General features: G+C 73.8%; 12 protein-coding genes. 6 read left to right on the top strand and 6 right to left on the bottom strand.

Annotation, left to right across the window (positions count from 1 at the left end):
• Positions 1-43 precede the first annotated feature (43 nt).
• Positions 44-1,051, bottom strand: a complete 1,008-nt coding sequence (locus QC283_RS17860) for an NAD-dependent epimerase/dehydratase family protein (RefSeq protein ID WP_279562536.1) — start codon at positions 1,049-1,051, stop codon at positions 44-46.
• Positions 1,052-1,654: 603 nt separating this feature from the next.
• On the opposite strand from QC283_RS17860, the gene QC283_RS17855 reads away from it, so the two are divergent.
• Positions 1,655-2,896 (top strand): MFS transporter, encoded by a 1,242-nt coding sequence (locus QC283_RS17855; RefSeq protein WP_383524819.1) that lies wholly within the window; start codon positions 1,655-1,657, stop codon positions 2,894-2,896.
• Between the two features lie 143 nt (positions 2,897-3,039).
• On the opposite strand, the gene QC283_RS17850 is transcribed toward QC283_RS17855, so the two are convergent.
• Positions 3,040-3,579, bottom strand: coding sequence for a hypothetical protein (locus QC283_RS17850; RefSeq protein WP_279562534.1), 540 nt, complete (start codon positions 3,577-3,579; stop codon positions 3,040-3,042).
• Positions 3,580-3,920: 341 nt separating this feature from the next.
• Here QC283_RS17850 and QC283_RS17845 point away from each other — a divergent pair, with 341 nt between their 5' ends.
• Positions 3,921-5,198: an SLC13 family permease gene (locus QC283_RS17845; RefSeq protein ID WP_279562545.1), complete on the top strand. Its 1,278-nt coding sequence runs from the start codon at positions 3,921-3,923 to the stop codon at positions 5,196-5,198.
• Between the two features lie 36 nt (positions 5,199-5,234).
• Here the strand turns inward: QC283_RS17845 and QC283_RS17840 are convergent, their stop codons facing one another.
• On the bottom strand, positions 5,235-5,999 hold the full coding sequence (locus QC283_RS17840; RefSeq protein WP_279562533.1) for a maleylpyruvate isomerase family mycothiol-dependent enzyme: 765 nt from the start codon (positions 5,997-5,999) through the stop codon (positions 5,235-5,237).
• Positions 6,000-6,070: 71 nt separating this feature from the next.
• A complete protein-coding gene (locus tag QC283_RS17835; RefSeq protein WP_279562532.1) occupies positions 6,071-6,394 on the bottom strand; it encodes a hypothetical protein in 324 nt (107 codons plus the stop codon).
• A 91-nt stretch (positions 6,395-6,485) separates the two neighbouring features.
• Between QC283_RS17835 and QC283_RS17830 the strand changes: the two genes are divergently transcribed.
• A complete protein-coding gene (locus QC283_RS17830) occupies positions 6,486-7,355 on the top strand; it encodes a fructosamine kinase family protein (RefSeq protein ID WP_279562531.1) in 870 nt (289 codons plus the stop codon).
• 3 nt (positions 7,356-7,358) lie between these two features.
• Here QC283_RS17830 and QC283_RS17825 read toward each other — a convergent pair whose 3' ends face one another.
• Both QC283_RS17825 and QC283_RS17820 read right to left on the bottom strand, forming a co-directional pair.
• A complete protein-coding gene (locus tag QC283_RS17825) occupies positions 7,359-9,017 on the bottom strand; it encodes a catalase (RefSeq protein WP_279562530.1) in 1,659 nt (552 codons plus the stop codon).
• 200 nt (positions 9,018-9,217) lie between these two features.
• Complete coding sequence (locus QC283_RS17820) at positions 9,218-9,454, bottom strand: hypothetical protein (protein WP_279562529.1); 237 nt, start codon at positions 9,452-9,454, stop codon at positions 9,218-9,220.
• 181 nt (positions 9,455-9,635) lie between these two features.
• Between QC283_RS17820 and QC283_RS17815 the strand changes: the two genes are divergently transcribed.
• Genes QC283_RS17815 through QC283_RS17805 form a run of 3 tightly spaced genes read left to right on the top strand, consistent with a single transcriptional unit; the run spans position 9,636 to position 12,203 of the window.
• Positions 9,636-10,301, top strand: a complete 666-nt coding sequence (locus QC283_RS17815; RefSeq protein WP_279562528.1) for a TetR/AcrR family transcriptional regulator — start codon at positions 9,636-9,638, stop codon at positions 10,299-10,301.
• 10 nt (positions 10,302-10,311) lie between these two features.
• Entirely contained in the window at positions 10,312-11,109 is a 798-nt protein-coding gene (locus QC283_RS17810; protein ID WP_279562527.1) for an SDR family NAD(P)-dependent oxidoreductase, read from the top strand.
• Between the two features lie 53 nt (positions 11,110-11,162).
• A complete protein-coding gene (locus QC283_RS17805; RefSeq protein ID WP_279562526.1) occupies positions 11,163-12,203 on the top strand; it encodes an NAD(P)-dependent alcohol dehydrogenase in 1,041 nt (346 codons plus the stop codon).
• Positions 12,204-12,331 lie beyond the last annotated feature (128 nt).

The raw sequence follows: 12,331 nt of genomic DNA, 5'->3' as shown, positions 1-12,331 counted from the left end.
CCACCATGGCTGGTGGCGGGCCCCTCACGCGAGGCCGCGGTCTTCACGCCCACCACTCCCCCGCCCGCTCGGTCGTCGCCGTCGGGACCGGTTCGGGCCGCCCGCGAAGGGAGGCGACGGTGCGTTCCAGCCCGTCCTGCCAGGTCACACCCGGCAGCCAGCCGAAGATCTCGCGGGCGAAGCCGGTGACCGGCCGGGGCCCGGCGGGCCGGTCACCCGCTCCGTCGACGAACACCAGCGGCGAGTCGGAGCCGGTCAGGTCGATCACCCGGCGGGCGATCTCCGCGGCCCTGGGCTCCTCGTCACCGCCGATGTCCACGGGCCGTACCGAGCGGCCGGCCGCGACCAGCAGGACACCGTCGACCATGTCGTCGACGTAGCACAGGGGGTGCGTCCGGCTGCCGTCCCCCGGGACGGTGACCGGCCGGCCGGCCAGGGCCTGCTCGATGAAGGCGGCCGGTGTTCCCCCGTCGTCCGTCCGCATGCCGGGGCCGTAACCGGTGAACAGCCGGACGATCCCGGCGTTCGAGCCGCGGGCGCCCGCCTGCGCGGCGACCAGGGCCTCGGAGAACCGGACGGCCTCGGCACAGGCGCTGTGCGGGCCGACCGGGTCGGCGTCACTCCCGTGCCGGGTGTCGGGCGGCGAGGAGGCGAGCAGGAAGCGGGCGCCGTCCCGCCCGGCGACGGCCAGCGCGGCGCGGGTGCCGAGGCTGGCGGCGTCGAGGATCTCCACGGGCCGGTCCGGCCAGGCGGCCGGGGAGCCGGGGCCCGCCAGGTGCAGGACCAGGTCGTACGGGCCGGTGAGGGCGTCCGCGCAGCCGGGCTCGGAGATGTCCCGCTCCAGGAAGCGGAAGCCGGGGCGGCCCGCGAGGTGGGCCACCTTCTCGGCCCGCCCCGTGGAGAGGTTGTCCACGCAGTCGACTTCGACATCCGAATCGAGCAGGCGGGTGCACAGGTGGGAGCCGAGGAATCCCGCGCCGCCGGTCACCAGGACGCGGTCCCAGGGCGGGCGGGCCGCTGCCCGCGGGCTGAACGCCGCCATCGGCATCATGAGGACGACCTTCCTTCCTCCGCGAAGCGCTGCTGGAGCACCGACCAGCGCACTGACTGGACGCCGGCAGAACACTGGCAGAGCACTGGCAGAGCGCTGACCAGCGGGCCCCGGGTGCCCCACCGAGTCGCGTTCATGCTCTGACGGCTGCTGTGGTCCCTTCCGTACGGCCGCGTCGCCGGCCGGGCCGCGGACGCGTAGACGGACGTACGAAGCCGCTGTGGCCGCCGTCACGGCCGCCGGCCCCCGGCGTCCGGTGCCCGGCAGGCTGTGATCAAGCACACTCGGATCGGCAAATGCGTTTCGCAGAGAGGTAGTTGGGCCATCTCTGCCGAGTCCGGGTACGTGCACCGGCGATGACTCGCCGGTCCTTTCTGCCACGATGGTCGGCGCCGTCATCCGGCTCAGTGGAGCGGCCGCGCAACGCAGCCGGCTTTCTCGCTCCCGTCCCGTTCCCCCTGGGTCTCACGACTCGTCTTCGAGTGGCGCACTGTGTCTTCTTCCCCTCCCTCAGCCCAGTCGGCCCCCGCGCCGCCTGCTCCCGCCTCCGCACCGGCAAAGGCCGCGTCCCATTCGCCGTGGCGGTCCCTGAGGTACCGCAGCATGCGCTGGTGGTCGGTCGCGAACTTCGTGTCGAACGCCGGTACGTGGATGCAGCTCACGGTGCAGAACCTGCTGGTCCTGCAGATCACCGGGTCCGCCGCCGCGACAGGTCTGTCGATGTCCGTCCAGGCCGCGCCCGCGCTGCTGATCAGCGTGTTCGGCGGCGCGGCCGTCGACCGCTGGCCGCGGAAGCTGACCGCCTCGGTCAGCCAGGCGCTGCTCGGCGCGGTCGCCTTCGTGACGGCGCTCCTGGTGGCACTGGACCGGATCGACGTGACCACCCTGATGGTGCTGGCCGCCGTCACCGGCGTCATCGCCACGATCGACGGCCCGGCGTGTTCGCTGCTGGGCAACGACCTCGTCCCGGCTCAGGACGTGCCCTCCGCGATCGGGGTGGGCGCGCTGGTCCACCAGGCGGGCCGGCTCACGGGCGCCGCGCTGGCCGGCGTGACGGTCGGCTTCCTCGGCACGGCCGCCGCCTACGCCGCCAACGGGCTCTCGTTCCTGTTCGTGGCCTCGGTCATCCCCTTCCTGCGTCCGGCGCGCGGGGCGGTCAAGCACGTCGCCGCGAAGCGCCGCGGCGAGGCGGACACCATGACCGTGCGCGAGGGACTGGCCTTCTTCGCACGCCGTCCCCGGCTGCTGGCGCTGGCCGGTGTCACCGGGGTCAGCGCGGTCTTCGGCCGCAACTACCAGCTCACCCTGGCCGTCCTGGTCACCGGGCCGCTCGCGGGCGGCGCCGGGTCGTTCGGCACGGTCTCCACGGTGCTGGCGGCCGGCGGCATCGTCGGCGCGGTCCTGGGTGCCCGGCTGCGCCGGCCCTCCGTGCGGATCGTGGGCGCGCTGGCGGCGGCGGGCGGGCTGCTGCAGGTGGTGGCCGGACTGTCGCCGTCGCTGGCCGTCCTGCTGGTGATGGTGCTGCCGATGGCCGTGGTGGAGTCCGTCTCCGACACCGCGGGCACCGCGGTGCTCCAGACCGACCCGCCCGCCCACATGCGGGGCCGGGTGCTCGGAGTGTGGGGCAGCATCGGGACGGTGTGGAGCCTCGGCGGCCCACCGGCCCTCGGCCTGCTGATGGAACTGGCCGGCGCGCGCGGCGCGCTCATCGCGGGCGGACTGATCATCGCCGGCACCATCGGCGCCGGCCACCTCCTGCGCGAGCGCCGCTCCGCCGCGCCGGTGGCGGTGCGGGCCGGGGACGCCGACGCGCCCGGGCAGGCCGCGCTGGGGACGGCTGCCTGAGCCGGCGACCGGGGGCGGCCGGGGGGCGGCTGAGCCTCGCGGACCTGCCGTGTCGTTGCGCTCCGGTGTCGTTGCGCTCCGGCGTCGACACCGGCCGGGAGTGAGTGACGCGGACGGCGCCGGCCGGGAGGGCGGGGCGCGGGTCAGGCGGCGAGGGTCCGGCCCGGGTCCAGTCGGGCGACGAGCTGGGCGTGGTGCAGCTCGGCGACGGGCGCGGCGAGGTCGGGGTGACGCAGCAGCGTCGCTGCCCGCCGGTCCTGTGCGTCGGGCGCGAGCAGGCGGCGGAACTCGGCCGGCGTACCGGACGGCGTATCCGCCGCGGGGTCGCCGTCGGCCAGCGCGGCCACGGCGAGGGCGGCGAGTTCCGGGTCGGTCAGCAGACAGGCCGCCCAGCTCGCCACGACCTCGTCCACCCAGGTCCGCCAGGCGTCCTCGTCCGGGTCCGCGGCCGCCGTGCCGTCCGCGCCTGTGATCCAGTCCAGCCGGGCGGAGCCGCCGGGGCCCGCCACGTCCATCAGCGCGACGTCCATCGGGGTGGGACAGCGCAGCCGGGCCGCGACCGTCACGGCCTGCCGCGCCTGCGCCTCGCACAGGGCGTGGGCCAGCGCGCCGCCGGACGCCGGGTAGGCGCGCGTGAGCCACTGGGTGGTCGCCGCGATGACGGGGGATAGATCTGCGTGCACTGCCGGGCCGTCCGAACTACTCGTCGTGGGGGACAGGAGTGTGGTCGTCACCACTCGTCGTGGGACAGGGAGCCCGGTCCTCGTGAGGGGAGAGAGACACCGGGTCGGCGAAAACCGTAGCCCGCGACTCATGGCCCGGAACATGGCCCGGCTCTCGTCGACGGCGTGGCCTCGGACACACCCGGGCCGGGCCGGCGGGTCCTGACGCGGGTGACGGCACCGGACACGCGGTCCGTCCTTGTCCCGCCGTACGCGCTCCGTCCCCGCCCGGGGATGCGACCCTGGGCAGCCTTCGTCGATCACCGGGTGACCGCCCGGCTCACCGGTGTGGAGGAGAAGTCCTGAGTACCGCCGTTCTCTCCGGGGCCGTCCCCGTCGTCCTGCTGCTGGGCGTCCTGGTCTTCGCCGTACTGCGTCCCCGGGGGCTGCCGGAGGCCGTGGCCGCCGTACCCGCCGCCGCGCTGGCCGTGGTCCTGGGCACGGTCACCCCGCGCCAGGCGTGGGAGCAGACACGCACCCTGCTGCCGGTCGTCGCCTTCCTCGCCCTGATCCTGGCGCTGGCGTACCTGTGCGCGAAGGAGGGGCTGTTCGAGGCCGTCGGCGCGGCCGTGGCCCGCCGGTGCGGTGGCAGTCCGCGGCGGCTGCTGGCCGGGGTGTTCGCCGTGGCCTCGGCGGTCACGGCCGTGCTCAGCCTGGACGCCACCGTCGTGCTGCTCACCCCCGTAGTCCTCGCCACCGCGTCCCGGGCCCGCGCCCGGGCCCGCCCGCACGTGTACGCCACGGCGCATCTGGCGAACTCCGCCTCGCTGCTGCTGCCGGTCTCCAACCTGACCAACCTGCTGGCGTTCACGGCCAGTGGGCTGTCCTTCACCCGGTTCGCCGCGTTGATGGCGCTGCCGTGGCTGGCCGCTATCGCCGTCGAGTACGTGGTGTTCCGCCGCTTCTTCCGCGCCGACCTGGCCGAGTCCGCCGGCTCCGCGCCCGAGCCCGCCGAGTCCGCGCTCCTGGCGGGGCCGCGGGTGCCTCGGTTCACCGTCGTCGTGCTGGCCCTGACCCTGGCCGGGTTCGCCGTGGCCTCGCCCGCCGGACTGGACCCCGCGTGGGCGGCGCTCGGCGGGGTCCTGGTGCTCGGCGGGCGGGCGCTGGCCCGGCGCCATGTCACGCCCCGTGACCTGGTGGGGGCCACGGCGCCGCTGTTCTGCCTGTTCGTACTGGCCCTCGGTGTCGTGGTGCAGGCGGTGGTGGTGGGCGGCCCGGCCTCGGAGCTGGGGCGTCTGCTGCCGGAGGGCGACTCGCTGCCGGCGCTGCTCGGGGTGGCCGCGGTCGCCGCGGTACTGGCCAACCTCGTCAACAACCTGCCGGCCGTCCTCGCCCTGCTCCCCCTGACCGCGCCCGCCGGACCCGCCCAGGTCCTCGCCGTGCTGATCGGCGTGAACCTGGGCCCCAACCTGACCTACGTCGGCTCACTCGCCACTCTGCTGTGGCGGCGGATCCTGCACCGGCACGGCATCGAGGCGGACCTCGGCCGGTTCACCCGGCTGGGCCTGCTCACCGTACCGGCCACGGTCGCCGCCTCGACCGTGGCTCTGTGGGGGGCGCTGCGCCTCATCGGCGCGTGACACCGGCCGCTCGTCCCGCCCCTGCGGTGCGTCCGCTCACTCGGTCGCCACGACGACGCAGCGCCGCAGCTCCTCGACCGCCTCCGGGTCGCCCTCGACGGTCACACCGCCGTCCCCGTCGGCGCCCTGCCGGTTCCACAGCCGGCGCAGCACGGCCTCCGGGGTGCCGCTGAACGACACGTCGGCGGTGCCGTCGCCGGCGCCGTCCGTCACGGTGAACTCCCCCGGTCCGGTCCGCACCCGCCACGCGGCGTCACCGGCCCGCACCAGGAACGTACGTCCCGGCGAGCCGGCCAGGATGTCGGTGAAGTAGTCGCCCCACTCGGCGACGGAGTACGCGGCGAAGACCTTGAGCAGCTCGTCGACGCCGTCCACGGCGAGATCGGCCGGGACGGGCGCGACGGTCCGGCCGGTGGCGAGTTCGGCGTCCATGCGGTGGACGACGGTCTCCTGGGCCATCCGCCGGATCCAGAAGCCGACGCTCTGGTCGGGGCCGTACCAGGTGGCGGCCGGGTCCTCGGGGGCACGGCCGGCGAACTCGGCGCGCAGTGCGGTGTACCCCCGGTCGAGCAGCGCGGTCGGCTCCTCCTCGGCGAACTCCTTCGGCGGCCAGGGCTCGGGCTCGACGCCGTCACGCATGGCGACGGTCTTGTGCAGGTAGACCTCGCCGACGTGGCGGGTCAGGTCGGCGACGGTCCAGCCGGGGCAGGTGGGGACCGGGGCGTCGGCGTCGGTCTCCACGACGGCCCGCAGCCGGTCGTAGTCGGCCGCGAGGCAGTCGAGGAAGCGGGGGAAATCCATGCCGCCGACCCAACCACACCCCTCAGGTTCGGGGCACCGGGTTTGTCACCGGGGTGCCGACGGCACCGCGCTCACCAGGCCACGCTGGGGATCGCGGGCCGGCGCACGGCCTCGGCGGCGTCCCGCAGGTGCAGGGCCACGGTGATCAGCGCGCGCAGGGCGGACGGGCGCAGGCTCTGGGCACTCTCGGCAGCGAGCACCAGCAGGCAGCCCGCGGCCTGCTCGACGACCGGGACCGAGAAGGCGAAGTCGCCGCCGTCGGCCCCGCGAAACGCGCGCCAGGGGGTCGCGGCACCGTCGATGGCCTTCTGGACCGCGTGCTCGAGATGGTGCGCGGCCTGCTCGCACACGGAGGCGGGCAGGGTGATCGTGCGATGGAACGCTGAACTGGTCATGGTCCCACTGCTCCCCCGCGCCCGGGTTGTTCGATCGGCGTACCGGGCGTTTTTCACCGGGTCGGCCGCAGCCGGCCCTACCCTGGTGACCGTGTCCACCACCACCCCGCCCTCGGCCGCGGCGGCCCGGTTCACCGGCCGGTCGGTGACCGGTGAGCGCCCGTTGTCCGGAGCGCTCACCGAAGTCACCCTCGACGACGGACACACGGTGATGGTCAAGCGTGGTGACGGCGCCGGAGCGGCCCGGGCCGAGGCCGCCGGGCTGCGCTGGCTGGCGGACGCCGGCACCGTGCGGGTCCCGGCGGTGCGCGGCGACGACGAGCGCTGGCTGGTCACCGACCGCGTGGTACAGGGCCGGGCGGATGCCGGGGCGGCGGTCCGGTTCGGCCGGGACCTGGCCGCGCTGCACGCCGCCGGGGCACCGGCCTTCGGTGCCGCGCCACCCGGCGGCCCCGAGGACGCGTACATCGGGCTCGCCCCGATGCGCAACGTCACCGGAGGCGACTGGCCGCGCTGGTACGCCGAGCACCGGGTGCTGCCGTATCTGCGCGGCGCGGTCGACGCGGGCACCGTCCGGGCGGCCGAGGCGGCCGACGTCGAGCGGGTCTGCGAGCGGCTGCCCGAGCTGGCGGGGCCGGCGGAGCCGCCCGCCCGGCTGCACGGGGACCTGTGGAACGGCAACGTGCTGTGGGGCGCCGACGGAGAGGTCCGGCTGATCGACCCGGCCGCGCACGGCGGGCACCGGGAGACCGACCTGGCGATGCTGTGTCTCTTCGGCTGCCCGCACCTGGACCGGGTCCTGGACGGCTACCGCGAGACCGCGCCGCTCGCCGACGGCTGGGCCGACCGCGTCGGCGTGCACCAGCTCTTCCCGCTGCTGGTGCACGCCGTGCTGTTCGGGCGCGGCTACGCCGAGCAGGCGCTCACGGCGGCCCGGGCGGCGCTGCGGCACACGGGGTGAGCGTCAGCGCGTCACGACATGCCGCTCGTTGGGGACGCAGTGGGTCATCGTCAGGCCCTCCACGTCGCGCGGCGGGTTCTTGCCGAGGTTGGCCAGCCGCTCGCGGTCCTCGTCGGTGAGGTCCTGACTGGCCAGCGGCTTCAGGTGCGAGACATCCTGCGGGCTGATGCCGATGCCTTCGCCGACCCGCAGACCGAGGTCGTTCTCGACCAGCAGGAAGTGCCACACCATGCGCTCCTGCACCGGCCGGTCGCACTGGGACAGCAGGTTGACGAAGTTCGCCACGAGGTCGTCGCGCTCCCACTGCTCCAGCAGCAGATAGCGCTGCCCGGCCTGCAGGTAGTCGTTGGCGCGCGGGATGCGCTTGCGGGTGAGCCGCCCCTGGATCTCCGGGCCCTGCTCGTCGTGCGTGGGGTACTGGCCCTCGCGCAGGCCGCCGGTGATCGACGGCTCGTAGTTGACGATCGGGTTCTCGCCGCCGCCGTCCTGGTGGTAGGCCATCTGGCCGTCGCGCTGGTTGGTGCGCACGTCGGCGTGCTTGGCCTGGTTGACGGGCAGCTGGAGGTAGTTCGGGCCGACCCGGTGGCGCTGGGTGTCGCTGTAGGAGAAGGTGCGGCCGACCAGCATCTTGTCGTCGGAGAAGTCCAGGCCGTCGACGATGACGCCGGTGCCGAAGGAGATCTGCTCGTTCTCGGCGAAGTAGTTCTCCGGCATCCGGTCGAGCACCATCCGCCCGACCGGCTTGGCCGGGAACTCCTGCTCGGGCCAGGTCTTGGTGTCGTCGAGCGGGTCGAAGTCGAGCTCCGGGTGGTCGTGGTCGTCCATCATCTGGACGAGCAGTTCCCACTCGGGGTACTCGCCGCGCGTGACCGCGTCGTAGAGGTCCTTGGTGGCGTGGCCGAGGTCCTGTGCCTGGACGTTGGCGGCGTCCTCCTCGGTCATGCTGCGGACGCCCTGCTTGGGCATCCAGTGGAACTTGACGAGCTTCGTCTCGCCGGCCGCGTTGACCCACTTGTAGGTGTTGACGCCGAAGCCCTGCTGGTGGCGGTAGTCCGCCGGGATGCCGCGCGGGCTGAACAGGTTGACCAGCATGTGCATGCACTCCGGCGTCTGCGACATGAAGTCGAAGATGCGCCGGGGCTGCTGCTCGAAGGTCACCGGGTCCGGCTTGAGGGCGTGGATGACGTCCGGGAACTTGATCGCGTCGCGGATGAAGAAGACGGCCAGGTTGTTGCCGACGAGGTCCCAGTTTCCGTCCTCGGTGTAGAACTTCACCGCGAAACCGCGGGGGTCGCGGGCCGTCTCGGCCGAGTCTCGTCCGCCGATGACCGTGGAGAACCGGACGGCCAGGTCCGTGCGCTTGCCCCGCTCCTGGAACAGCTTGGCCCGGGTGTAGCGGTCGATCGGCTCGTCGCCCCAGGCGCCGTACGCCTCGAAGTAGCCGTACGCCGTCACCCCGCGGGCGTGCACGACGCGCTCGGGGATGCGTTCGCGGTCGAAGTGGCTGATCTTCTCCAGGAACTGGTAGTTCTCCAGCGTGGCGGGGCCGCGGGCGCCGACGGTGCGCTGGTTCTGGTTGTCGTAGACGGGGTGCCCCTGCCGGTTGGTGAGCACCTTGCGGTCGTCGCCCGGGGCGGGTCCCTGGCTCGATACGTCCGTCATGTTCGTGGGCTCCTTCGACTCGTGGCCGGCTCGGACGCGGCCCTGAGCTGCGAGGCGGCCCTTCGGCCGCGCACATGGGTGCCCCGGGTACCCATAGTGATACGTCCGACACGTACTGATTTGATCGTGTTTCGCACGCCTCACACCGAGGACCCGGACGCCCAGCTCACAGGTTTCCGGGTCCTCGCGGGCGGGCCGCTTCAGCCGCCGTTCAGCCGCGCGCGCAGCAGCCCCTTGCCCATTTCCGCGCCCTTGCGGCTGTCCGCCTGCGCCTTGCGGAACAGCTCCGCGACCTCGGTGTCCTTGTCGCGCTCCGCGTCCTGGATGGACGTCTCCAGGCGCAGCGCGTTGTTCAGGCACGACTCGACGTACCAGATCAGGTTGTAGTCCTTGTCCTGCGTGCCGGTCACGCCGCCGGTCTCCGCGCCGCTGCCCATACGGGCCTCCTCGAGGTGGTGGTCGGTCCGAAGCGCGGGCCGGGTACCCGGCCCGCGCTTCGGCACACGGCGTCGGCGGACACGGGCCGGACGGGACGGGACGGGGTCGATGTCCCACTGGGTCGCATGTCTCACTGAGTCACATGTCCCACTGGGACATTTCAGGTGTACTCTCGGAGACATGACGGCGACGAAGCCCTCCACCACCACCGAGGACCGGCGGCAGCGCAAGGCGCGGCAGACCCGCGACGCGCTGGCCACCGCCGCCTGCGACCTGATCCTGGAGCGCGGGCCGGCGGCGACCACGGTGGAGGCCATCGCCGAGCGCGCGGACGTCACACGCCGCACGTTCAGCCGGCACTTCGCCGGCAAGGAGGACGCCGCCCTCGACTTCGTGCGCCGGGACGGCGACCGCATCAACGCACTGCTGCGGTCCCGCCCCGCCCACGAGCCGCCCCTGCTCGCCTATCGCAGAGCGGTACGCGACTGGCTGGCCGACCAGGACGACCCTGCCTGGCACGTGCGTCCCCGGATGCGCCGGCTACTGGCCCTGGCCGACACTGAGCCCGACCTGTTCGCCGCCTATCAGCGCATCCGGGTCGACGCCCAGGAGGAATCGATCCGCATCGTCGCCGACCGGCTCGGCAGCGACGACGCCCGGGACGTACGCCCCGCCGCGCTCGTCGACGCCGCCGCCGGAGTCCTGATCGCCGCCCTGCGCCTGTGGGCGCGCGGCGGTGACCCGGACTCGGGAGCCGCAGACCTCGCCGCCCTCGTGGAGCGGGCCTACGACGCCCTGACCTCGGAGGCCGCGGCCGCGACCCCCGACAGCACCATCGAAGAGTGAGAACCACACCATGAGCACCACCGGCACCACCCGCGCCACCTCCACCACCGACTACGCCGCCGAGTTCACCGGCCGCACCGTCCTCGTCACCGGCGCCGCCTCCGGCATCGGCCTGGCCACCGCCCGCCGTCTCGGCGCCGGCGGCGCGCGCGTCGTCGTCGCCGACTACAACGCCGAGGGCGCCGAGCAGGCCGCCGCCGAGCTGCGGGCCAAGGGCGTCGAGGCCGCCGCCGTCGAGCTGGACGTGACCCGTCCGGAGTCCGTCGAGGCCGCCGTGCGGTTCACGGTCGACACCTTCGGCGGTCTGGACCTCGCCGTGAACAACGCGGGCATCGGCGGCCCGAGCGCGCCGACCGGCGAGTACGACGTCGAGGCCTACGACCGCGTCGTACGCACCAACCTCGACGGCGTCTTCTACTCGATGCGCTACGAACTGCCCGTCATCGAGGCAGCCGGCAAGGGCGGCGCCATCGTCAACGTCGCCTCCATCCTCGGCTCGGTCGGCTTCGCCGGCTCCCCCGCCTACGTCGCCGCCAAGCACGGCGTGGTCGGGCTGACCAAGGCGACCGCCGCCGAGTACGCGGCCAAGGGCATCCGGGTCAACGCGGTCGGCCCGGGCTTCATCGACACCCCGCTGCTGAAGACCATGGACGAGGCCGCCTACAACGGCCTGGTCGCCCTGCACCCGGCCGGCCGCCTCGGGCGCTCCGAGGAGGTCGCCGAGCTGATCGCCTTCCTGCTGTCGGAGCGGGCGTCCTTCGTCGCCGGCAGCTACCACCTGGTCGACGGCGCCTACACCGCCGTCTGAGGCCGGTCACACACCGGGGGGAACGAACCGGGGGAGAACGAAGGAGTTCGACCATGAAGGCACTGCAGTACCGCACCATCGGGACCCCGCCCGAGGTGGTCACGGTCCCCGACCCCGAACCCGGCCCCGGCCAGGTGCTGTTGAAGGTGACCGCCGCCGGCGTCTGCCACTCCGACATCGCGGTGATGAGCTGGCCCGCCGAGGGCTTCCCGTACGAGCTGCCGCTCACCCTCGGCCACGAGGGCGTCGGCACGGTGGCGGCGCTCGGCGCCGGTGTGACCGGGCTGGACGAGGGCGACGCGGTCGCCGTGTACGGACCCTGGGGCTGCGGCACCTGCGCCAAGTGCGCCCAGGGCAAGGAGAACTACTGCCTGCGCGCCGAGGAGCTGGGCATCCGTCCGCCGGGGCTCGGGCGTCCGGGCACGATGGCCGAGTACCTGCTCATCGACGACCCCCGGCACCTCGTCCCGCTGAACGGGCTCGACCCCGTGGCGGCCGTACCGCTGACGGACGCCGGGCTGACGCCGTACCACGCCATCAAGCGGTCGCTGCCCAAGCTGGTTCCCGGGTCGACCGCGGTGGTCATCGGCACCGGTGGTCTCGGCCACGTCGCCATCCAGCTGCTGCGCGCCCTGACGCCCGCCCGGGTCGTGGCCCTCGACGTCAGCGAGGACAAGCTGCGCCTCGCCCGCGAGGTGGGCGCGCACGAGGCGGTGCTGTCGGACGCCAAGGCGGCGGACGCGGTGCGCGAGCTCACCGGCGGTCTCGGCGCCGAGGCCGTGTTCGACTTCGTCGGAGTGGCACCGACCGTGCGGACCGCGGGTGCCGTCGCGGCCGTCGAGGCCGATGTCACGCTGGTCGGCATCGGCGGCGGGTCGCTCCCCGTCGGGTTCGGCATGCTGCCCTTCGAGGTGTCGGTCAGCGCCCCCTACTGGGGCAGCCGCAGCGAGCTCATCGAGGTGCTGGACCTGGCCCGCGCGGGTGCCGTGTCGGTGCACACCGAGACGTACTCCCTGGACGACGCCCCGGTCGCGTACGAGCGGCTGCACGAGGGGAAGGTCAACGGCCGTGCGGTGATCCTGCCCCACGGCTGACCGCCCACTGCTTTCCGGCGGGCGGGGACGACGATTGCGCCAACTCGTCGCCCCCGCCCGCCCTTTGGGGTCGCGACGAGTACAGTCCCCTGAGCGGGCCGGAGTGATCCGCCGTCCGGAGGAGACCG

This window comes from Streptomyces sp. DH41, assembly GCF_029813785.1.
GTDB lineage: Bacteria > Actinomycetota > Actinomycetes > Streptomycetales > Streptomycetaceae > Streptomyces.
Note: the sequence above shows the minus strand (reverse complement) of the source record. Positions and strands in the feature narration are given on the sequence as shown.

Bases quoted from the DNA above. Each gene is read 5' to 3' on its own strand.
- QC283_RS17860 (WP_279562536.1), bottom strand. From the start codon at position 1,051: ATGATGCCGATGGCGGCGTTCAGCCCGCGGGCAGCGGCCCGCCCGCCC.
- QC283_RS17855 (WP_383524819.1), top strand. From the start codon at position 1,655: ATGCGCTGGTGGTCGGTCGCGAACTTCGTGTCGAACGCCGGTACGTGG.
- QC283_RS17840 (WP_279562533.1), bottom strand. From the start codon at position 5,999: ATGGATTTCCCCCGCTTCCTCGACTGCCTCGCGGCCGACTACGACCGG.
- QC283_RS17835 (WP_279562532.1), bottom strand. From the start codon at position 6,394: ATGACCAGTTCAGCGTTCCATCGCACGATCACCCTGCCCGCCTCCGTG.
- QC283_RS17825 (WP_279562530.1), bottom strand. From the start codon at position 9,017: ATGACGGACGTATCGAGCCAGGGACCCGCCCCGGGCGACGACCGCAAG.
- QC283_RS17820 (WP_279562529.1), bottom strand. From the start codon at position 9,454: ATGGGCAGCGGCGCGGAGACCGGCGGCGTGACCGGCACGCAGGACAAG.
- QC283_RS17815 (WP_279562528.1), top strand. From the start codon at position 9,636: ATGACGGCGACGAAGCCCTCCACCACCACCGAGGACCGGCGGCAGCGC.
- QC283_RS17810 (WP_279562527.1), top strand. From the start codon at position 10,312: ATGAGCACCACCGGCACCACCCGCGCCACCTCCACCACCGACTACGCC.
- QC283_RS17805 (WP_279562526.1), top strand. From the start codon at position 11,163: ATGAAGGCACTGCAGTACCGCACCATCGGGACCCCGCCCGAGGTGGTC.